Origin of the sequence: Hymenobacter fodinae (genome assembly GCF_004745825.1) — a bacterium.
Taxonomy (GTDB): Bacteria; Bacteroidota; Bacteroidia; order Cytophagales; family Hymenobacteraceae; genus Hymenobacter; species Hymenobacter fodinae.
The window spans coordinates 664669-687176 of sequence record NZ_SRLA01000001.1; the positions used below are offsets into that span (position 1 = coordinate 664669).

At 58.6% G+C, this 22508-nt stretch carries 14 protein-coding genes; 5 read left to right on the top strand and 9 right to left on the bottom strand.

What is annotated here, in order from left to right; genetic code table 11:
• Positions 1 to 145: 145 nt before the first annotated feature.
• Positions 146 to 1387: a Pycsar system effector family protein gene (locus tag EU556_RS02840; protein ID WP_135430832.1), complete on the bottom strand. Its 1242-nt coding sequence runs from the start codon at positions 1385 to 1387 to the stop codon at positions 146 to 148.
• 268 nt (positions 1388 to 1655) lie between these two features.
• Between EU556_RS02840 and EU556_RS02845 the strand changes: the two genes are divergently transcribed.
• Both EU556_RS02845 and EU556_RS02850 read left to right on the top strand, forming a co-directional pair.
• Positions 1656 to 5579, top strand: a complete 3924-nt coding sequence (locus EU556_RS02845; protein ID WP_245327379.1) for a BamA/TamA family outer membrane protein — start codon at positions 1656 to 1658, stop codon at positions 5577 to 5579.
• A 139-nt stretch (positions 5580 to 5718) separates the two neighbouring features.
• Positions 5719 to 6840: a DUF6268 family outer membrane beta-barrel protein gene (locus EU556_RS02850; protein ID WP_135430834.1), complete on the top strand. Its 1122-nt coding sequence runs from the start codon at positions 5719 to 5721 to the stop codon at positions 6838 to 6840.
• An 89-nt stretch (positions 6841 to 6929) separates the two neighbouring features.
• Here the strand turns inward: EU556_RS02850 and EU556_RS02855 are convergent, their stop codons facing one another.
• The 7 genes from EU556_RS02855 to EU556_RS02885 form a co-directional block, all read right to left on the bottom strand.
• Complete coding sequence (locus tag EU556_RS02855) at positions 6930 to 8009, bottom strand: NAD(P)-dependent alcohol dehydrogenase (RefSeq protein WP_135430836.1); 1080 nt, start codon at positions 8007 to 8009, stop codon at positions 6930 to 6932.
• Positions 8010 to 8189: 180 nt separating this feature from the next.
• Positions 8190 to 10277, bottom strand: coding sequence for a polyphosphate kinase 1 (gene ppk1 / locus EU556_RS02860; RefSeq protein ID WP_135430838.1), 2088 nt, complete (start codon positions 10275 to 10277; stop codon positions 8190 to 8192).
• Positions 10278 to 10355: 78 nt separating this feature from the next.
• Positions 10356 to 10850, bottom strand: a complete 495-nt coding sequence (locus EU556_RS02865; RefSeq protein ID WP_135430840.1) for a SixA phosphatase family protein — start codon at positions 10848 to 10850, stop codon at positions 10356 to 10358.
• Between the two features lie 171 nt (positions 10851 to 11021).
• Complete coding sequence (locus EU556_RS02870) at positions 11022 to 12740, bottom strand: GEVED domain-containing protein (protein ID WP_135430842.1); 1719 nt, start codon at positions 12738 to 12740, stop codon at positions 11022 to 11024.
• Positions 12741 to 12882: 142 nt separating this feature from the next.
• Complete coding sequence (locus EU556_RS02875; protein ID WP_135430844.1) at positions 12883 to 14178, bottom strand: M43 family zinc metalloprotease; 1296 nt, start codon at positions 14176 to 14178, stop codon at positions 12883 to 12885.
• 275 nt (positions 14179 to 14453) lie between these two features.
• Positions 14454 to 15800 carry a GTPase HflX gene (hflX, locus tag EU556_RS02880; protein WP_135430846.1) on the bottom strand — a complete coding sequence of 449 codons (1347 nt, stop codon included), beginning with the start codon at positions 15798 to 15800 and terminating at the stop codon, positions 14454 to 14456.
• A 99-nt stretch (positions 15801 to 15899) separates the two neighbouring features.
• A complete protein-coding gene (locus EU556_RS02885) occupies positions 15900 to 16652 on the bottom strand; it encodes a c-type cytochrome (RefSeq protein ID WP_135430848.1) in 753 nt (250 codons plus the stop codon).
• 151 nt (positions 16653 to 16803) lie between these two features.
• Here EU556_RS02885 and EU556_RS02890 point away from each other — a divergent pair, with 151 nt between their 5' ends.
• Together EU556_RS02890 and rfbC are read left to right on the top strand one after the other, a co-directional pair.
• A complete protein-coding gene (locus EU556_RS02890; protein WP_135430850.1) occupies positions 16804 to 17943 on the top strand; it encodes a glycosyltransferase family 4 protein in 1140 nt (379 codons plus the stop codon).
• Positions 17944 to 17976: 33 nt separating this feature from the next.
• The gene (gene rfbC, locus EU556_RS02895; RefSeq protein ID WP_135430852.1) at positions 17977 to 18519 is read left to right on the top strand and encodes a dTDP-4-dehydrorhamnose 3,5-epimerase; all 543 of its coding nucleotides are present in this window, start codon (positions 17977 to 17979) and stop codon (positions 18517 to 18519) included.
• A 261-nt stretch (positions 18520 to 18780) separates the two neighbouring features.
• Here rfbC and EU556_RS02900 read toward each other — a convergent pair whose 3' ends face one another.
• Positions 18781 to 20076 (bottom strand): UDP-N-acetylmuramoyl-tripeptide--D-alanyl-D-alanine ligase, encoded by a 1296-nt coding sequence (locus EU556_RS02900; protein WP_135430854.1) that lies wholly within the window; start codon positions 20074 to 20076, stop codon positions 18781 to 18783.
• A 57-nt stretch (positions 20077 to 20133) separates the two neighbouring features.
• Between EU556_RS02900 and EU556_RS02905 the strand changes: the two genes are divergently transcribed.
• The gene (locus tag EU556_RS02905) at positions 20134 to 22446 is read left to right on the top strand and encodes an FG-GAP-like repeat-containing protein (protein ID WP_135430856.1); all 2313 of its coding nucleotides are present in this window, start codon (positions 20134 to 20136) and stop codon (positions 22444 to 22446) included.
• Positions 22447 to 22508 lie beyond the last annotated feature (62 nt).

Sequence of the window (22508 nt, forward strand, 5' to 3'; positions counted from 1 at the left end):
AGGCCAACTCTTTGCTGTTCCGCTAAAACCCAAATAAAGAGCCCTTGCTCCACAGTGGAAGCAAGGGCTCTCTTATAACTCGATGGTTGTGCAAAGTGAAAATCTACGGTTTCGTCAAGGGGGCTAGGCCACCTCACTCATCGCGCTACGACTTGTACAGCAGCACAATGCCGAAGGAGAGGGCCGTGAGGATAAGGCCTACCATGAAGATGGTGTAGCTCAGGCGTAGCAGCCGGTACTTGCGAGTAAGCACGTCGCCGAGGTAGTAGATGTCCGTTACCATGTTGGTGTAGAGGGCGTCTTTCTGGCGCATAATCTCCGTCATGCCATGCTGGAAGTCGTCGAGGCTAAGCTTGCTGAAGTTACCGAAGAACAGCAGGTTCACGCGGCGGTTGGTAGCAATTTGAGGGCTTCGCTTAAGCCACTTAAAGCTCGTCACGTCGGGCTGGGCACACAAAATAGCCGTTACTACTGAACCGAGTGCCGTTACCAGCAGGATACCCATCGGGATAGATATAACCGGGTTGCGCAACAGGCCTACGTTGCTCAGCGCCGCCGACTTGCTGCCTAGCTTAGCCCCGAAGTAGGTAATGATAAGGGACATGAGCACCGCGTTGAGGCTGATCATCATGTTCGCCTTCTTATCGGCCATGTCGGAGAGCTTCATGTGGTTGCTGTACATGGTCCGGAACATCGTCTCGATGCCCCGTTTGGGCTCCGCGAAGGTAGCTTCGGCTTCTTCCTCCTTCTTTTTCTTCTTTTTCTCGGTCTTCTTCAGCTTGTCGCGCTGCTCCTTGATGTTGGCCTTGAACTGCTCCTTGTAGCGCTCTTTGGCCGCATCAGTATAGTACTTGGTGCCCAGCAGGAAGTTTAGCTGCGTCTCGGCCCACTCGGTGTTAGAGTAGGTTTTGCCCAGGGTGGTTTCCCACTCAGTACGCAGCAGCTCAGCATTGGCAAAAAAGTCTTCGCGCCCGAGGTTGCTCATGTCGGCATCCACCAGCAGGCGTTGCAGCTCGGTGTCCCGGGGCTCGTCGCGGTGCGTGGCCTTAATGATATCTTTCACTACCGCAATCCGATCGGCAGGGTAGTCGTGCTCGGTAAGCCACTGCTCGGCTATTTCCATGCTACGGTACTCGTGGCCGTCGTAGGTATCCACGTAGCCAGCATCATGAAACCAGGCCGCCAAGACTAGGGCTTCCTGATCGGATTCGCTGAGGCCCGCCGCTTCGGCCAGAGCCTTGGCTTCCTTTACCACTACAGCGGTATGTTTGGGCGAATGGTATACTAGGCGAGAGGGCAGCTGCTGTTCAAACAGTTGCGTGATATAGGCCTTCGCCTTCTTGACAATCTCGGCCTTGGCAGGTTTGAGCGTAGGGATGGTTTCCATGTAGCGGAAAATAAGAAAAAAGTGCCGGCCAGCAGATCCGTAAGGCTTAGAACGTAGCTGCGCGGTTCAGGTTTTCCGGAGGGTAAGCCCAACCGAAGCCGGCTGATTTGCGTAGGGCAGGCACCCCCACTTTAGTCGCTGGAAAACAGCGGTCCGCGGCAAGTTTATCGTATTTACTGCAACCCTGTTTTCCGCCGCCTGTTTACTCTCGTATAGTAACAGCAAGTAACAGGCTTTTGCTCCTTTTTTGTTTACTCTCTTGCTCTCTATGAGAAGACATTTTCTGTCCTGCAGCCTGCTGATGTTGTTGGCGGGCGGCACTATCTCTAACGCGCTGGCGCAAAAGCCCGACCAGACCCCGCACCCTACCCGGCCGAACTACCGCAACGGGGGCGAAAACTGGGAGGCCAAAACGCCCCCAGACAGCTCCTCCATCCGGTACTCAGTTTTCCTGATTGGTGACGTCGGGAAACCCATTCCCAGCGAAGAAGGAGGGGAGCCTTCCCTGAACTACCTGCGCAAGCAGATTCTGGCTGCCGGCAGCCGCAGCACCACCGTGTACCTCGGCGACAACGTGTACGAGTACGGCATGCCCGAAGAAGGGGCCTACGACCGGAAAGTATCGGAAAAGCGTATCACCGACCAACTGGATATTCTGCGCAACTACGCCGGCGAAAAGTACATGATACCCGGCAACCACGACTGGAAGCAGGGCCTGCGCGGTGGGGTAGATCAGGTAAACCGCGAACAGCGGTTTGTGGAGAACTACATGACCAAAGACTCGGCGGCTTTCTCCTATACCGGCGACTTCTTTATTCCGCGCGATGCCTGCCCCGGCCCCTTTGAGGTGCGCCTGCAGGATGACCTGGTGCTGATTGCGGTTAACTCGCAGTGGTTTCTGCAAACCAACGGCGAGCGGCCCTACGGAGCCAACAGCGGCTGCGGCGTAGCCAACGAAACCGACTTCTTCACCCAGCTCGAAGATATTATTGCCCGCAATAAGGACAAGAACATCATGGTGGTGGCGCACCACCCTTTGTTCTCCGACGGTATTCATGGCGGCTACTTCACCCTGGGCGACCATTTCTTCCCGCTGTCCATCGTTTATAAGTATGCTTTCCTGCCGCTGCCGGTTATCGGCAGTATCTACCCCTTCGCGCGTAAGTATGGCGGGGTAAGCCAGGATATTGCTCACCCGCTGTACCAGGCCTACAAGAAGGGTATGCTGGAGATTTTCCAGAAGTACCCCAACGTAGTGTACGCCGCGGGCCACGAGCACAACCTGCAGTTCTTCAAGGAAGGCAACCTCAACCACATCGTGAGCGGCTCGGGCTGCAAAACTCAGCACGTAAAGCCCGGCAACGGCGGCGATGCCATTTTCTCGGATAAGGAGAAGGGCTTTGCCCGCGTGAACTACTACCAGGATGGCCAGGTATGGGTGGAGTATTTCATTCCGGAAGGCAAGGGCGAAACCGCCCGGCGCGTGTTCCGCACCCCCATGTATGCCCTGGCCGCCGCCACGGCTGCGCAAACCGATCCTGCTGCCGCGGCCGCAGCCACCCCGCGCCCCAACTTCCGCGACAGCACCGTTACCACGGCTATTCACCCGAAGTATGATGAGGCCGGCAAGTTTCACCGGTTCCTGTTCGGGGAGCACTACCGCAAGGAGTGGGCTACGCCTATTAAGTTTCCAGTGCTGGACCTAGCTACTGAGAAGGGTGGCCTAACGCCCTATAAAATTGGGGGCGGCAAGCAAACGGCTTCCCTGAAAGTACGCAACGAGGAAGGCCGCAACTTCACCATCCGGAGCCTCAACAAAGACCCCTCGGCGGTACTGCCCGAGGCCTTGCGTACCGGCGCCGCCGCCGACATTCTGCAGGACCAGATTTCGGCGCAACACCCGCTGGGCTCCCTGCCGCTGCCTCCGCTGGCTACGGCCGCGGGTATTCTGCACACCAACCCCGAGCTACGCTACATTCCGCAGGACCCCTTGCTGGGCATTTACCTCCCCCGCTTTGCCAACACGCCAGGCGCCATTGAGGAAGATGCCAAAGACGACCAGAGCAACGTAGAAAGCCTCGGCAACGCCAAGAACCTGGTGGGCACCGATAAGGTGTTTGAGCGCATCACCGACGACAACGACAACCGCGTCAACGAAAAAGCCTTTGCCCGCTCCCGCCTCTTCGATATGTGGATTGGCGACTGGGACAGGCACGAGGACCAGTGGCGCTGGGCCGAGAAAAAGGACAAGGACGGCGACCGGAAATTCACGGCCGTGCCCGAAGACCGCGACATTGCCTTCTTCAAGGGTGATGGGTTGTTTCCGTACCTAGCTTCACGTAAGTGGGCCATCCGCAACTTCCAGAACTTTGGGAAGGACTACGCCGACTGGAAAGGCCTAAACCTGACCGCCCTGAGCAACGACCGGGTATACCTGGCTTCGGTAACCAAGGAGGACTGGGTTAAGCAGGCCGAGGAGTTGAAAGCCTCTCTGACCGATGATGTAATTGAGAAGGCGTTCCGGGAGCGGTGGCCTAAGCAGATCTACGACCTGCACGGGCCCGAAATCATTGCCAAGCTGAAAAGCCGCCGTGACCTGCTGCCCCAAGTAGCGGCCGACTATTACACCATGGTGAGCCGCGTGACGGAGGTAAAAGGCTCTAAGAAGCGCGAGAAGTTTGTGGTGGAGCGCCTGCCCGATGATAAGACGCACGTAACGGTGCAGAAAATCAACAAAGAGGGCCAGCTCACGAAGATCCTCTTCGACCGCACCTTTGATAATAAGGTGACCAAGGAAATCCGGTTGTACGGCTTTGCCGGCGAGGACATCTATGATGTGAAAGGCGACGTGAAGCGCGGCGCGAAGGTGCGCATCATTGGCGGCACCGATAAGGACAGCATCACAGACCGCTCGAACGTATCAGGTATCAACCACAAGCTGCACATCTATGATGCCGACACGAGCAACATCATTGTGGCTGGCAAAGATGCCCGCCTGCGCCTGGAGCCCGGCGTGGATGTAAGCCGTTACGACGTGCACACTCGCACCGACCGCAAAGACTACACCCTCAACTACCTGGGCCCCACGGCTTACTTTGGCTACAACGTAGATGACCGGGTGTTTGTGGGGGGCGGCCTGATTTACCGCACCTACGGGTTCCGCAAAGAGCCTTACGCTACCGAGCAGAGCCTGGCTGCCAACTATTCACCTTCGCAGAGCGCCTATAACGTGCGCTACCTAGGCCACTACGTAGACTTGTTCGGCAAGCTGGACCTGCGCGTAACGGCCCAACTCTACGGCCCGCAGTTGCTATACAACTACTTTGGCCTGGGCAACGACACCCGCAACCGCTTAGCTGAGGAGAATGATGGTGGGGGGCGCATTCGCAACCGCGACATCAATGACACCTACCGCATCCGGTTCTCGCGGTTGTACGTGGCACCCATGCTGGAGAAAAGCCTCTTCAGCTTCCTGCAGCTGGGCTTCGGTCCGCAGTACGACCAGTTCCGGGTCGACCGCAACCAGATTGGCAGCGAGATTGCCGCTGGCCTAGATGAGAACGGTAACGGCATTATCGGCACCTCGGCCGTGGGTATCCGCAGCTCCGACTTTGGGCTGAACCGCTACTTGGGTGGTAAGGCTTACCTAAACCTCGATGCCAGCTCTTCGCCCAAGAACCCGCGCATAGGCCTACGCCTCTACAACGCGGCCGAGTACAACTACCAGCTCAATGGGGAGAAGCTCAGCTACGGCCGCCTGACCACGGAAGCCCGGTTCTACCTGTCGCCCAACTTCCCCTTCCAGCTCACCTGGGCTGGCCGCATTGGGGCTAACCGCAACCTCGGCGACTACCGCTTCTACCAGGCTAACACTTTGGGCGGTACCACCAACTTGCGTGGTTACCGTCGCACCCGGTACGCCGGCCGCAGCTCGGTGTACGCCAACGGCGAAGTGCGCATTCAGCTCTTCACCTTCAACGCCTACCTGGTGCCTGGTAAGTTCGGTATTCTGGGCCTGGCCGATGCCGCCCGCGTGTACTCTTCTTATGACACCAAAACCGGCCTAAAAGCCTTCCATACGGCTGTTGGTGGCGGCGTGTGGGTTGATATTCTGAAGCAAGCGGTTGTCAACGCTACCTACTCAGTTGGCGAGGAGAACCTGGTGTTTGTCGGGTTCGACTTCCTGTTCTAGCAAAACAAAGGGGGGAGCCTCCAGAATAGTGGCCTAGGGTGGCCACTGTCCTGCTTTTTCCTCATCCTTTTTCGCGAAAAGACGTTAAGGCTAGCCTGACGTCTTTTCGTCGTTTTGCACCCCTGCATCTTTCTCCTTTATGACCAAATTCTCGACGCTGTGCAAGCGAGGCTTCCGTCCGCTGATCATGGGTACAGTTCTGCTAGGAGGGGCGGTGACTGCACAGGCGCAGATCACGCCTACCACTCCCCCGGTATACCCACCCCCCGCGCCCCCGGCCGGCGACACAATTGCGGCCACCAACGCTCAGGAATTTGCTACTCCCTCGGTGCTGGGAATGGGACCAAGCAAAGGCCTCATTTTTCACTATGAGCGCATGCCCCGCTTCAACATCAACTCCGATGGGAGAGCAGTAGGGCTGAATGACTACCGTTCGCAAGCGGAAAAAAACGCCCGGCTGGTCGTAAAAGGATACATCCCGTTCTGGAACCGGCCTCACCTCAAGGTGATACTGGGGGTGAACTATGAACGGGAAGAGTTTAAGTTTCGGGAATACCCCACGGGCTACGAGCTCTACGACAACATTGAGGACAAAGGCCTCAAAACCTTAGGAACGCAGTTAGCGGTTATCCGGCCCGTAAATGAGGTGAACTGGTATATTTTCCGCATCAAGGGTGAGTTGAGTGGCGACTATACTTCCTCGGAACTCAGTGTGCGTGACTACTTGCGGGTGTCCTCGGAGTTCCTCTACGGCTGGAAGCGTAGCCCAACCTTTTCGTGGGGCGTAGGCCTACAACTGGGCTACACCTTTGGCCGGCAGAGTATCTATCCGGCCGTGTTGTATAACCGCACCTTCAACAACCGGTGGGGGGTAGAGGCGCTGTTCCCGGCGCGCATCACCATGCGCTACAATGCGTCGCCGCGCTCCTTGTTCTTTGCGGGCTACTCCGTCGATGGTTTCAACTACATCATCAAGCTGCGGCAGCCATTGCGTCGTGAAAACGCCATAGACTTGCGGACGCTGGAGCTGCGCGAAACCGAAGTGAAATTCCGGGGCCGTTGGGAGCGAGAAATCTACGACTTCCTATGGTTTGGCCTGGAAGGCGGCTACCGTTACAACTACGCCTTCGACGCCTTCGACCGCACCAACGACAACCGCTTTAAAATCATCGACAGCAAGCTGGCCGGCGCGCCCTACGCCTCCTTTGAGCTGTTCATTGTGCCCCCGCGCAAGTTCCTGAAGAAAACGGTAGACAAGTAACACACCCGGCTACTGGCTCACTGCCCTACAACACAAAGGCCCCACCGCAACGCTGCGGTGGGGCCTTTGTGTTGTAGCAAAATAGTGGCCTAGGCGGGCTCTTTCAACGACTGCATATCGATGACGTAGCGGTAGTGCACCTCCTCGTCCTGCATCTTGTCGAAGGCCTTGTTGATGTCCTGCATCTTGATCATTTCCACCTCAGGCAGAATGTTGTGCTGGGCGCAGAAGTCCAGTACTTCTTGGGTTTCCTGAATGCTCCCGATGATGGAGCCGGCCACCGAGCGGCGGTGCATGGCCACCTCCATGTTGTTGAGCGGCTTCTTGTAAGGCCCGAGCAGGCCTACGGCCACAATGGTCCCATTGCGCTTCAGCAACGACACGTACTCGTTGATGTCGTAGCTGTCGGGGATGGTGTTGATGATAAAGTCGAGGCTGAGCTCGTGCTGCTTCAGGGCATCTTTGTCAGATGAAATCAGGACGTGGCGCGCGCCCAGCTTCATGGCATCTTCTTGCTTTTCCTTGGTGGATGTAACCACCGTTACCTCGGCACCCATGGCGGCGGCCAGCTGCACGGCCATGTGGCCTAGGCCACCCAGGCCTACCACGCCCACGGTGTCGCCCTGCTTGATTTTCCAGTGCTTGAGGGGCGCGTACGTGGTAACGCCGGCGCACAGGATGGGAGCTACGGCCTGCACATCCAGCGAGTCGGGGATACGCAGCACAAACGACTCCTTCACTACAATATCGGTAGAGTAGCCGCCGTAGGTGTTGTAGCCGCTGCCATCGGGCTTCATGTAGCCGTTGTAGGTGGCTGTCCAGCTCACGGGGCCTTCGCAGTAGTTCTCCTCTTTGTCGCGGCAGGGCGCGCAACTGCCACACGAGTCAATCATGCAGCCCACGCCCACTAGGTCGCCCACTTTAAACTTGGTAACGCCGCTGCCTGCCTGCACTACCCGGCCGATAACCTCGTGGCCCGGCACGCAGGGGTAAATGGTGTTGCTCCAGTCGTTTTTTACCTGATGCAGGTCGGAGTGGCACACGCCGCAGTAGAGCACATCAATGTGTACTTCGTCTTCTTTGGGAGCGTGACGCTCAAACTCCATTTCCGATAGGCCACTGAAGATTGAGTTGGACGCGCCATAGCCCTTGGCTTTAATACTTTCCATGCAGGTTGGGGTTGGTTGTGAGGAGAATAGTTCAGTTCAGCTGTACGCCTGTCATAGCTCGGAGTTAGTACAAAGTTTCATGGTGCTGGCCTCACTAAAAGCACAACGGCCTAGCTTGTGGCCCAGCAAAAAGCCCCATGTGGTAGGACGGGGCTTTGTGTTCGAAGAAGCGTAGAGAAGCTACTTGCGCCTTTTCTGGCTCAGCTTTTTCAGGTACTCGTAGGTTTCAAACTGCGCCCGAATTTTACCGGCCTCCACGTCGTCTTGGCCAATAAAGTTGTTGTGGCAGTCCCGCGACTTCACGTTGTCTTGGCGCTGCAAGTCCAGCAGGTGGCGCACTTCGGCTCGCAAGTCATCTTGCAGAATTGGGAAGGCCACCTCCACGCGGCGGTCGAGGTTGCGGGCCATCCAGTCAGACGAGGCTACGTACACTTTCTCGTGGCCACCATTACCGAACACGTACACCCGGGCGTGCTCCAGGTAGCGGTCTACCAGGCCCCGCTGGGTAATGTTCTCGCTCTGGCCGGCTAGCTCCGGAATCACGCAGGAAATGCCCCGGATCAGTAGCTCTATCCGCACGCCAGCTTGGCTGGCCTCGTAGAGCTTCAGAATCATGCGCTCATCCTGCAGGGCATTTAGCTTGAGAATGATGTAGGCCTCTTTGCCCTTCTGGGCCAGAGCAATTTCATGATCAATGAGGGCCACCAGCTTCTCCCGCAGCTCGAAAGGAGCCACCAGCAGGTGCTTGAACATGCCCGTTTTGTCCTGCCGGTCGTGGAAGTAGCGGAACACCTCGGCCACCTCATGCGTGATGGCCGGGTTGGCCGTAAACAGGCCGTGGTCGGCGTAAATCTGGCTGGTTACCTCGTTGAAGTTGCCCGTGCTGAGGTAGGCGTACAGTTTATTCTGGTCGTCTTCGCCCCGCGTAATCAGCAGCAGCTTGCTGTGCACTTTCAGGTCAGGAATGCCATAGATAACGTTGGCGCCGGCCTTCTGCAGCTTCTCGGCCCAGAACATGTTCGATTCTTCATCGAAGCGCGCCTTTAGCTCTACCACTACCGTCACCTGCTTGCCATTTTTGGCGGCTTTCAGCAAGGCTTTGGCCACCTCACTTTTGTTGGAAACGCGGTAGAGGGTAATGCTGATGCCGCTGACCTGCGGGTCTTTGGCGGCTTCGGTTATCAGCCGCGTCACGTAGTCGAACGACTGGTAGGGTGGGCTCAGCAGGTGGTCGCGCTGGGCAATGGCGGGCAGCATCTTACCGGTGCGCGGCAACGTGGGATGGGGCAGCGCGGGCTGGGGCTCGTACTTGAGGTGGGAGAGGCCTAGATCGGGGAAGCCGAAGAAGTCGCGGAAATTGTGGTAGCGGCTGCCTTCTACCAGCTCCTCCTTGCCAATGCCGGTTTTCTGCATGATGGCCCGTAGTACCTCCTGAGGCATGGCGGGGTCATAGAGCAGGCGGGCGGGGTAGCCGGTTTCGCGCTTTTGCAGGCTGCTCTTGATCTTGGCCAGCATGTTGCCCGATACTTCCTCCTGAATGTCCAGCTCGGCGTCGCGGGAGAGTTTGAGGGCGTGCACCTGCACCTTCTGGTATTTCGGAAACAGCTCCGCCGCCCCGCACCGGATTACGTCGTCCAGAAACATCACGTACTTCTCCTCGCCCTGGGTGGGCAGCTGCACGAAGCGGCCGCCGTGGCGCTTGGTGGGCAGCTCCATCACCATGATGCGCTCCTCGTCGTGCTTCTTCTTTTTCTCCACGGGGTGGCTAAGGAAGAAGGTGAGGTACACGCTTTGGTCACGCAGGAACAGGTGGTGCAGGTTGTCGTCGAGGATGATGGGGGAGAGCAAATCCTGCACGTGCTCCCGGAAGTACTGCAGCACCCACTGGTGCTGTTCCGGCGTCAGGTCGTGTTCTGAAACCAGGTGGATGTGCTGATTGCGCAGCTCGGGCAGAATGCCGTTGCGGAAAGTCTCGCCAAATTCCTGCTGCTGGCGCCCTACTTCGGCCAGCAAATCCTGGAGTTGCACGGTGGGGTCTTCGCCCAGCTTGGCGCGGGTTTTCTTCTTCAGCTTCACCAGGCGGCGTAGCGTGGCCACGCGCACCTTAAAGTACTCGTCGAGGTTACTGGAGAAGATAGCCAGGAACTTAATGCGCTCCAGCAGTGGCACCTCCGGGTTCTGCGCTTCCTGCAATACGCGGCGGTTGAAGGCCAACCAGCTCAATTCGCGGTTTAGCAGCTGAGGACGAACCTGTTTGGTTTCTTCCATGAGAGAAGGGATGGTGGTAATGGGATGCGGAGCCTGCAAATAGCGCACCTGCTTTGGCGGGCTACTGTTACCTCCTCATTAATTCTCGTGTCGAGGATGATCGTAGAAGTACAGTTCGGCGTTGATGCGGTTCACGTCCACCCACCGGTCGCAGGTGAATTTCAGGCAGGCAATGGCCGCCGTGGTCATCTCCGGGATGGGGTTGGGCGAGAGCACGTTGGCAAAATCGGTGAGGGTATTGTTGTGGCCTACGAGCAGCACAGAGTCGGCCCCGTCGGGCAACTGCCGCACCACATCAAGCAGGTCCATCACCTCGGCTTCGTAAATCCGGTCGATTACCTCAATTTTTTCGGGTGGGTAGGCCACTTCTTTGGCTACCAGGGCGGCCGTGCTAAGGGCCCGCACGGCGGGCGACGACACGACCAGATCCAGGGTGATTCCTCGCTCGGCCAGGGCTTGGCCCATGGCGGGAGCATCGTCGCGGCCCCGGGTGTTCAGTGGCCGCTCTTTATCGGTGAGGTCGTCGAAGCTCCAGCTAGATTTAGCGTGGCGCATGAGGTACAAAGTCTTCATCGGGAGGTAGAGGAGAAAGAGGGGAACGAGTCCTTTACTACGGCGCCCGCCAAATGGTTGTGGCCTACGGTGGCGCTTGCAGTGGCGTAAAGGAACGCAACAAAAAGGACCCGCCGATTCCGGCGAGTCCTTGAAGGGTAAGTGCAGGCAACGAGCAAGCTGCTAGGCCACTTATTCCTTGATAAAGCGCTGGTGCGACACCTGCTGGCCGTCATCAATGCGCAACAGGTACATGCCCTTGGCTAGGCCACCCACCGTGAGCAGATTGCCATCGAAGGATACCTGTTTCATCTCCGCCCCTCGCACATCATACACCTTCACCGAGACGGCGCTGTTCTGGATGCTGGCGGGCACTTCAATGTTCAGCACATCGGCCGCTGGGTTCGGGAAGATGCGGTAGCCCGCCGTTTCGGCAGTAGCGCCCGACTGGCGAGCCGCCCCGCCCGAGATGGTGATGCTGTAATCTTCGGTTTCGCCGTAGCTGTAGGTGCCGCAGCTGGTAGTGGCCGAGGCGTCACTCATGACGATGCGCAGACGAGTTTTGCCGCTCTTAGCCATAGCTGGCACTGTGAAGGTGCTGGTAAGCGTGCTGGCCGAAGAGCTACTGCGGCTGGCCACCAACTCGCCCGAGTCGGTGAAGTCGCCATCCTGGTTGTAGTCGATGTAGATTTTCCAGTACTCAGTGTAAGCCGAAGAGGCGTAGCCCGCCGAGTAGCTAATGGTTTGCGCCGTGCCCGCCGTTACGATAGTGCCCAGCGCGGTGCCATCGTAGTAGCCCGCATTAGCCCCCGAGGTGCGGTTGATAGAGCCCAGCTGTACCAGATCAATCCACTCATATGATACGCTGCTGCCCTTAGAAGCGCAGTAGGTGGGCGTGGTAGGAGTGGGCGTGGGCGTGGTGCCGCCCGGCGCCGTACCGCCCGCCGAAGTGAGCAAGGAAGCGCGTGCCCCACCGGAAGCGAACAGGGCGTTCATCCGCGACGACTGCCCTTGGGAAAACATGTACATGCAGGCATCATCCACATAATCCATGTAGTTCATGAACATGTCGCCGTTGCTGCCGTTGGAGCAGGTCACGTGCGGGAAGGAAGGGCAGCCGTAGTTGCTGGTTTGTTGAGTGGGCGTGTCCGAGACCAAGTCGTTGCCGCAGCTGGCGTCACCCCAGATGTGACGCAGGTTCAGCCAGTGGCCTACCTCGTGCGTCGCCGTCCGGCCCAGGTTGAAGGGCGCCGAGGAGGAGCCGCCCCGCCCAAAGGCCGAGCTGAGGATAACAACGCCATCAGTGCTGGCCGCGCCGCCCGGGAACTGCGCGTAGCCCAGTACGCCGCCGCTCAGGTTGCACACCCACAGGTTCAGGTACTGACCGGCCGGCCAGGCATTGAGGCCACCGGTAGCAGTACTTTTCATTCTGTCGTCGGTGCCCCAGCTGGTGGTGGCGCTCTGCTTCCGCTCAATGCCGGTGGTGGCATTGCCGTTCGGGTCGCGCTTAGCTAGCGTGAACTGAATACCCGCATTGGCCACTAAGCCTGCAAAGGCCGCCGGCGTCTTGCTCACGTCGCTGTTGAGCTTGTTGAAGTCCTCGTTCAGCACATCAATCTGCGACTGAATCTGGGCATCGGAAATGTTCTGGGTCGTGGTATTGTACAGTACGTGCACTACTACCGGAATAGTGAGCGTAGCGGCCGTGCCACGCTGCGCCAGCGGGTTAGCCTCGGCCTGCTGAATCTGGTTTTCGATGACGGCCAGGCGCTGGGCCAGGGTCGGATCGGCGGCCAGCTGGGCGGCCAGATTTTCCATGGTGGCACACTGCCGCACTTTCTGGGCCTGAGCAGAATAGCTCGCACCTAGGCCCACGCAGGCCAGGGCCATTGCGTAAATGGCTTTTTTCATAAAAAGGGTGTTTGGTTGTGGAGAAGGAGGGGGCGGGGTAAGCAGGCTGACAGCGTACAGAACTAGGTCCGGTAAGCCGCCAAATAACAGCCTGGTCTACTTGGGGTAGGCCAGGCTGTTAAAACAGGTAAGAAAAGCGAAGTTATTCCTTGCGGAAGCGGCGGTGGATGGTGGTCTGGCCATCCGACAGGATGACGTGGTACAGACCAGCGGGCAGGGCGGCTACGTCTAGCGTAGTGGCATTCTCGGCGCGCACCTGCTTCATTTCCAGGCCTTGCAGGTCGTAGACTTTAGCGGCCCACTGCGTGCTGGCCTGCTCCGCACCCTGCTTCAACGTCAGGCGGTTGCTGGTGGGGTTAGGATAAAGCTCTACGTCGGCAGTTTTGGCCACCAGCGCAGTTGGCGCGGTACCGCCCGCTGAGGTAAGCAGCGAAGCCCGTGCTCCACCGGAAGCGAACAGGGCATTAATACGGGCCGATTGACCCTGCGTGAACATATACATGCAGGCGTCGTCGGTGTAGTCCATGTAGTTCATGAACATGTCGCCGTTGCTGCCGTTGGAGCAGGTCACGTGCGGGAAGGAAGGGCAGCCGTAGTTGCTGGTTTGCTGAGTGGGCGTGTCCGAGACCAAGTCGTTGCCGCAGCTGGCATCCCCCCAGATGTGGCGCAGGTTCAGCCAGTGGCCTACCTCGTGTGTCGCCGTCCGGCCTTTGTCGTAGGGCTTAGCCGAGCCGCCGGGTAACGAAGAGTACAGAACTACTACCCCATCGGTGCTGGCCTGGCCTCCCGGAAATTGTGCGTACCCCAGTAGCCCCTGGCCTAGGTTGCACACCCACAGGTTTAGGTATTGGCTGGCAGGCCAGGCGTTGGCGCCCCCCCGCTTGGCGTTCTTCACGGCATCGTTGGAGCTCCAGGAAGATACTTTGGTTTGGGTGCGCTCAATGCCGGTGGTGGCGTTGCCATTTGGGTCGCGCTTGGCCAGCACAAACTGCACGTTGGTATTGGCCGCCAGCCCCGCAAACGCCGCAGGTATCAAACTGGCATCAGTGTTAGTTTTAGAAAAGTCCTTATTGAGTACATTAATCTGGGCCTGCACCTGGGCCGCCGAGACGTTTTGGGCGGCCGTGTTATATACCACGTGCACTACCACTGGAATAGTCACGGTGCCCGTCACGGCGGCAGTACCACTCACGCGCCGGGCCGCCGCGCTGGACTCGAACTTGCGGGTTTGTGCTTCAATGGCCGCCATGCGCTGGGGTAACTGCGGGTCAGCAGCTACTTGCGCCTCATATACTTCCATGGTGGCACACTGCCGACGGAGCGGCTGCTGCAGATTAAACCGGTCGGCCTTCGAGAATTGCAGATTCTGGGCTTGCGCGGAAGCCGCTAGGCCAGTACCAAGAAGCGCGAGGGTAAGAGAGTAAAAGGTTTTTTTCATACGGTAGTTGGTTGTGAAAAAGAGATTAGGAAAGCGTGGGACATCTACTAACAAAATTGCAGTTGGGTTACAATTATTTCAATATAATTGGAATATACTGAAATTTTCTCAAAAATAGATGATCTTCTTTGTCGTAGTATCATTCCTGCAATGGCTCTAGAGTTGGTGAAAGCCTATAAAGAGCTTTATAGGCTTGGCGCCATATCCCAAAAAGAAAAAGCCCCCGCTCATCTGCAGAGGCAGGTGGGCGGGGGCAACTCAGAAGGTAGAATCGGCTACTCTTCTTCCGTTTCTGTAATGGGGTGCACGTTGGGGTAGCGCTGCTGCGCAATAGTGGATACGTGGCGCACCAGCAAAGCCCGAAGCTCATCAATATTCTCCCGCTCCTGGGCCGAGATGAAAATTACGGGGTCGTGCATTTTGGCCATGTACGTGGCTTTTAACTGCTCCAGCGTGGGGCGGGCGGCGGGGGCGTCTTCATCTTCGTTCATGCCTTCAAAGCCGCCGTGGTGCTCCACCTGTGCCTCGGGGTTGTAGAGGTCAATTTTATTGAAGACCAGCAGCATGGGCTTGTCGCCGGCCTCAATGTCTTTGAGGGTTTCGTTTACCACTGCAATCTGCTCCTCAAACGTGGGGTGTGAAATGTCCACCACATGCACCAGCAGGTCGGCCTCCCGAATTTCATCGAGGGTGCTCTTGAAGCTCTCAATCAGGCGGGTAGGTAGCTTGCGGATAAACCCAACGGTGTCCGAGAGCAGGAAAGGCACGTTTTCCAGCACCACCTTGCGCACCGTTGAGTCGACGGTAGCAAACAGCTTGTTCTCGGCAAACACGTCGGAGCGGCTTAGCATATTCATGATGGTGCTCTTGCCCACGTTGGTGTAGCCCACCAGCGCCACCCGCACAATGCCCCCGCGCGACTTACGCTGGGTGTTGCTTTGCTTGTCGAAGTCCTTGAGGCGCTCCTTTAGCAGGTCAATCCGGTCGCGCACTACCCGGCGGTCGGTTTCAATTTCTGTTTCACCCGGTCCGCGCTGCGACACGCCCCCACCACGCTGCCGGCTTAAGTGGGTCCAGAGACCGGTGAGGCGGGGCAGCAGGTATTGGTACTGGGCCAGCTCCACCTGCGTGCGCGCCGTGGCCGACTTAGCCCGGCTGGCAAAAATATCGATGATGAGCAGGGAGCGGTCTACAATCTTCACCTCCAACTCGGCCTCTAAGTTGCGCAGCTGCGAAGGTGACAGGTCATCGTCGAAAATGACCATGCTGATGTCTTGGTGCTGCACGTAGGCCTTGATTTCGGCCAGCTTACCCTCGCCCACAAACGTGCGGATGTCAGGTTTCTCGAGGCGCTGCACAAAACGCTTGACTACTTGAGCCCCGGCCGTTTCGGCCAGAAAGGCCAGTTCGTCGAGGTATTCCTGGGTTTGGGTATCGGGTTGGCGCTTGTCGGGTACGGCTACCAGCACGGCGGTTTCCTGTTCCAGGGCCGTGTCGTAGGTGCCGTCTTGGTTAGCCTTAGCCAGAATGCGACCCGCGCGCCCCTTAACGCCATCGACGGCGCCGGGGTGGCGGGTGCTATTGCCACGCTTGCGGCCTTTAGAGGCAGGTTTATTAGCCATAGGAAGTGTACTGCGTGATGAGAGAGTAAGCGGAGTAAGAAGGGGGAATAGCTTGTAAACGAGGGCTAGGCCAGGAAGATGCCTGCGAAGCACAAGCGGCTACTTCAGGGTAAGGGAGTAGGCCACTACCTGCTCAATCTGCTCGGGGGTAAGCTGGTCTTTAAAGCTCGGCATCTTCACTACCCCGTTTAGCGCAACGCCGTTGTTAACCATATACACGCGGCCAGTGGCGTTGAGGTTGCTAGCGCTGAGGTCGTGGGCCCCGTTGACGCCCAGGCGCCCATCGGCCCCGTGGCACGCAGCGCAGTTTTTCAAGTACAGCGCTTTGCCCTGAACCAGGCCATCGGTGGAGGCAAACTCGGGCTCGGGCGCTGAGTTTTGTTGGGCGCTGTCCTCGGCCAGCCGGGCCGGCGCTTCGGCATCGGGGGTGGCGGTGGCTTCGGCTAGGCCAGGGGTGGTAGCATACGAAGCCTTTTCGGTGGGCCGGCTAAGGGAGAGGCTGCCGGTTTCAGCCAGGCCATACACGTAGAAAAACCCTAGTAGCGTGAGTACCACGCCCGGCTTAAACTGCCGGCGCATGGCGGCAATGGCGGCCGGCAGCAGCACCAGCACTAGGCCTAGCTTCACCCACAGCCAGGCGGGCGTAGGGCCGGGGTACTGGCCTAGCAGGATGCCCCCGGTGAGCAGAATCAGAAAACCCAGCAGCGAATCGGCAATGCGGGTGCGGGCGCGCAGGGCCCGGAGTTGCTCGTGGCGGTTTAGCAGCAGCAGGGCGGCTTTCAGAGCGTAAAACAGCAAAAAAGCCAGAATCACCAGCAGGTGCAGGCGCAACAGAATGGGAGAAGCGGACATAGGCCGCAAAGGTAGGGCGGCGGGCCCTTTGGGAGGGTAGTTGAGCAGAAAATCCAGAAAGTAACAAACAGAAAACGCCCCCGCGCGTAGGAACGCTACCTTTGTGCCCACGCTGCCCGCTGGCAGCGCCCGTTACTACATACCGCTCAGAATGCGCGTTGCCATTGTCATCAATACAAGTTGGAATATCTGGAATTTTCGTCGCAGCCTAGTGAAGGCGTTGCAGGCTGCAGGCCACGAGGTGCTGGCCATTGCGCCGCCTGATGCGTACTCGGCCCGACTAGAGACGGAGCTAGGCTGCCAGTACGTGCCCATCCTGATGGAAAATAAGGGTACCAACCCGGTAAAAGACGCTCAGTTGACGGCTCGCTTCTACAAGATTTACCAGCGCGAGCGGCCCGATGTGGTGCTCCACTATACCATCAAACCCAACATTTATGGAGCCATTGCGGCCCGTTTGGCGGGTATTCCCAGCGTAAATAACGTATCGGGCCTGGGCACGGTATTTATTGTGAAAAACCTGGTGAGCAAGGTGGCGCTAGGCCTCTACCGCTTTGCCTTCCGCTTCCCCAAACGCATCTTCTTCCAGAATGCCGACGACCAGCAGCTCTTCGTGGAGAACAAGCTGGTAAACCCGGCCATTACCGACCTGCTGCCCGGCTCCGGTATTGATACCGACAGGTTTCGGCCGGCCGCCGAGTTTACGCGCCACTCGCCCTTCACTTTTCTCATGATTGCGCGCGTGCTGTATGAGAAGGGCATAGAAGAGTATTTTGAGGCGGCCCGCTTGGTGCGCGAAGCCGTGCCCGGCACCCGCGTGCAACTGCTGGGCGGCATCGATGAGTCGGGGGGAGTGGGCGTGAAGCGCGTGGTAGTGGAAGAGTGGCTGCGGGCCGGCCACGTAGAGTACCTAGGCACTTCCGATAACGTGGCGGAGCACATTGCTCAGGCCGATTGTGTAGTACTGCCCTCATACCGGGAAGGCACGCCCAAAACCCTGCTGGAAGCCGCCGCCATGGGCAAGCCTATTGTGACTACCGACGTACCCGGCTGCCGCGAAACCGTGATTGATGGCCAGAACGGACTGCTCTGCGAAGTGCGCAATGCCCAGGATTTGGCCGACAAAATGCTGCAGATCTTGCGCCTGTCCGATACCGCCCTGCGGCAGATGGGCCGCGCAGGTCGGGAACTGGCCGAGCAGAAATTCGATGAGCAAATTGTGCTCAATAAGTATCTACGCGTGATAGAAGACGTGCAGCCTACTCGTGCCGCCGTGTCAAAATCTGCCTAACTTGCCTCGTAGTAGCTAAAAACTTACACCTGTATGGAGATTAAGCATCATGCCCTGGCTGGGGTAGTTGAGTTCACGCCCCGCGTATTTGGCGATGCCCGCGGTGCCTTCTTTGAGTCGTTCAGTGAGCGAGTAATGCGGGATGCCGGCGTTGATGTAGATTGGGTACAGGATAATCAGTCGCGCTCTATGCGCGGGGTGTTACGGGGGCTGCACTTTCAGCATCCGCCTTACGCCCAGGCCAAACTGGTGCGCGTGGCCCAGGGCCGCGCCCTCGACGTGGTAGTAGATATCCGCCGCGAATCGCCAACGTACGGCCAGCACGTGGCCGTGGAGCTAGATGCCACCCGCTACAACATGCTGTATGTGCCCGTGGGCTTCGCGCACGGCTTTGCCGCACTTGAGGATGACACGCTTTTCCTCTACAAATGCAGCAATTACTACCAGCCCAGCGCCGAAGGGGGCGTCTTGTGGAGTGACCCCGAGTTGAATATTCGTTGGCAACTCACGGACCCCGTTATTTCCCCCAAAGATCAAATTCAGCCACTGCTAAAAGACCTGCAAAGCCCCTTCTAGCGGTGAATGAGTGATGGAGTAAAGTGGCCTAGCGGTTCATGTTAAGAACTCAGGACCAAGTAATCATTCTGCGCGGTCAACAATGCCGCTGCTAAATAAAGAAGCCCTTACCTCTGAAGTGGTAAGGGCTTCTTTGTTTTACACTGCTTGGGGTAATAATCGAAGCAGGAGTGATTATGCTGTTCAGCAGGAGCTTTACACGGCTTACACTACTGGTGCCGCTAGGCCACTTCACTCATTCACTCCATCACTATTTCACCGCTACACTAGCTCTAGCAGGGTCTCAAGACCCATGCCGCGGGAGCCTTTGATGAGCAGTTGACGATTACGCAACGGGTTGGCGCGGAGCCACTCGGCGGCTTCAGGTTTTGTAGCGAAGTGCAGAAAACGGCCGTGCTGAGCATGCTGCATGTGCGCACCCACCAGCAGCACTGTTTCAATGGGTAGCTCCTGCAGCAAGTGGCCTAGCGCCCGGTGTTCAGCCTCACTCTCGGCGCCCAGCTCGAACATGTCGCCCAGGATTACCACCTTGTCGGCGGGGTTGCCGGCCCGGGCCGCGAAGCTGCGCAGGGCGGCGCTCATGCTGCTGGGGTTGGCGTTGTAGGCGTCGAGCACCACGTCGTTGTGGGCGGTGCGCACCAGCTGGGAGCGGTTATTGGTGGGAGCGTAATTGGCTAGGCCAGTGGCAATGGCGGCGGCTGGCACTTCAAAGTACGCACCCACGGCGGCGGCGGCGGCCAGGTTGGGGAAGTTGTAGTCGCCGGTAATATGGGCTTCTATTTGCTCCCCGTTAAACAGGCGCAGTACCACGTGGGGCGTAGCGCCCAGCAGCTTGGCGGGGTAGGTATCGGTGGGGCCAGGGTAAGTGATGCGCTTCTCTACCACGGCAGCTAGGCCAGGCAGGCGGGCATCGAGGGTATTCACGAAAGCTGTACCGCCGGTGCTAGCCAGATAACGGAACAGCTCGCTCTTGCCCTTGGCAATGCCTTCTTCGCCCCCAAAGCCTTCGAGGTGGGCCTTGCCGATATTGGTGATGAGGCCGTGAGTGGGCTCGGCCAGCGTGCATAGCAGCTCAATCTCGCCCTGGTGGTTGGCACCCATTTCCACAATAGCCAACTCGTGCTCGCCGGGCCGAATAGTCAGCAGCGTCAGCGGAACCCCAATGTGATTGTTGAGGTTGCCTTTGGTGTACTGCACCCGGTAGCGCTGGCTCAGTACGGCGTGCACCAGCTCCTTGGTGGTGGTTTTGCCATTAGAGCCCGTGATAGCCAGCACCGGAATGCCGAGCTGGCGCCGATGGTAGCGGGCCAGCTCCTGCAGCAGCGCCAACGGGTCGGGCGCGAAGGTGTAGCGGTCGTGGTCTTGGGCTACCAGGGCCTCATCATCTACTACCGCAAAGCGGGCTCCGCTGGCTAAGGCCTGCGGTGCGAAGTCGCGGCCGCGGAAGCTGGGGCCGTTCAGGGCGAAGAACAAGGTGCCGTTTTGGGGCTGCCGCGAGTCGGTGCTGACGCCCGTGGAGGCCGTAAACCGGGTGTAGAGCGCCGCGAGATCTGCCATGCTGTTTATACGTAACTTGGAGCTTAGTTAAGAAGGAGCCGAAAATACTCGTACTCGATGCGTCTACCTATATTTATCCTGCTGACTGGCGCGCTGCTGGCCGGAAGTATCCGCCCGGTGGCGGCGCAAACTACTCAGCCGTTCGGGTTTGAGGTGAAGGCGGTGGCAAAAGTACTGCACGGCACCGATACGCTGCGCAATGCCTGGGCCGGCGGCCTAAACTCGCCCCAGTTCTCCAATATCGACCTCAACGGCGACCAGCAGCCCGACCTATACCTGTTTGATCGGGCTACGACTCGCTCTCTGACGTTCCTGAACGTGGCCGATGGCACGGGCCGGGCCTGGCAATACGCCCCGGAGTATGAGGCACTGTTCCCGAGTGGCCTACAAGGCTGGGTGCTGCTGCGCGACTACGACTGCGACGGTCGGCCCGACTTGTTTACCTACGGCAACGGGGGCGACATTCGGGTGTACCGCAACATGGCGGGCCCCAACGGCCGCCCCGATTTTCAGCTGATTACCAACCAGCTCACATACTTCGATCCGTCTCCCACGGGGGGCAACGTGAACATTACTACCGGCGGCTACAACCTGCCCGCCATCCAGGATGTGAACGGCGACGGTCGGCTCGATATTCTGACTTACGACTTCGCCTCTACGGCGCCCAGCATCAACTACTACCGCAACGCTACCACCACGGGTTGCGGCGGGCTGGCCATGGTGGAAGCCACCAACTATTGGGGTGGCATTACGGCGTGCCTGTCGGGCTGCACGGGCTTTGCTTTCGAGCCCGACCAATGCCGCGCCGCGGCCCGGCCCAACCATACTGGGGGCTACAACCTGGAAGTGGTGGACCTAGACGGCGACGGCGACCTGGACGTGCTGACCGCGCGCGACAACTGTGCCGAGCTTATCAGCCTGCGCAACGATGGTACCTCGCAGCTGGCCCGCATGACTGCCGCCGGTATTAACCTCAACTTCCCGACGGGCACGGCGCCGGTGCGGGTGCCCAACTTCCCGTCGGCCTACCCGGTAGACGTAACTTTTGATGGCCGCCCTGACCTAGTAGTGGCGCCCAACCTCTACGACAACGTTGATACCGTTGACACCCGCGCCTCGGTGCACTTGTACCGCAACACCAGCGCGGCGGGGGCGCCGGTTTACGCCTTTCAGCAGAACAATTTCCTGCAGGAAGGCATGCTGGACGTAAGCGAGGCGGCGGCTCCCACCTTCGGCGACCTGACCGGCGACGGCCTCGTGGATATGCTCATTGGGGGCACTAGCCGCAACACGCCCAAGCAGTTCTACCGGGCCACTCTGAGCTTCTATCGCAACGTGGGCACGGCGGCCAAACCCGTGTTTCAGCTGGTCACTAGCGACTACCTAGGTCTTTCGAGCCGCCACCTGGTAGCCATCAAGCCCGCGCTGGTTGATCTAAACAGGGATGGGCGGCTGGACCTGGCCTACACCAGTACGGAACGTACGGTCAGCAGCACGGGTACCATTACTGATGCCGTAGCGCCTCTGGCCGTTATGCTCAACACGGCCAGTGCCGGCCAGGCCGCCACGTTTGCTGCCCCAACCCTGCTGAGCACTGTGTCTTCCGTGATAAATGATGCGCCTTGCTTCACGGATGTGGATGGCGACGGAAATGTAGACTTGCTGCTGGGTACTAACCTTAACTCTTCTGACATTCCGGGCTTTTCCCTGCGCTACTACCGCAACTCCGGCACGGGTAGCCTAGGCCAGGCATTCACGCTGGTCGACAGCGACTACGGGAAAATTAGAAGCAGCAACGGCAGCCGGCCCGCCAATTTGCACGCAGTAGTAGCCGACCTGGACGGGGACACATTTCCGGATTTGCTCACGACGGATGGCTCCGGCGAAGTTCGACTATACTCCAATTTCCGGGCGCAAACGGGCGCCTTCCTGCCCCAGACCGATTTGTTCTTCAACCCGCTGCTAGGCCAGTTCCAGGCTTCCCGATTGGGCACTGTGTCGCGGGCCCGATATGCACCCGCCGTGGCCGATGCCAATCAGGATGGCCGCCCGGAGCTGTACATAGGCACGGAAGCTGGTGGTATTCTCTCCTATGGAGTCCGGAGCCGGGTGTTGGCTACCAGCCCGGCCGCCGCGGCTGCGCTACCGTTGCAGCTCTATCCTAACCCGGCCACCACCACGGTTACCATGGAGGCCGCCCGCCCAGTGCGGTATACTCTGCTGGACATAACTGGCCGCGTGCTCCGCCGACAGACGCAGGTGCTGCGTACCCACACGCTCTCCCTCACTGGCCTAGCGCCCGGCGTGTATCTTATTCGTTGCGAAACAGCAGACGGTGCCCAGGCAACCAAGCGGCTCGTGGTACAATAAGCCAGAAGCTCGACCAAGTAAAACAAGCAAAGCCCCTGCCGCCAACACGAGCGACAGGGGCT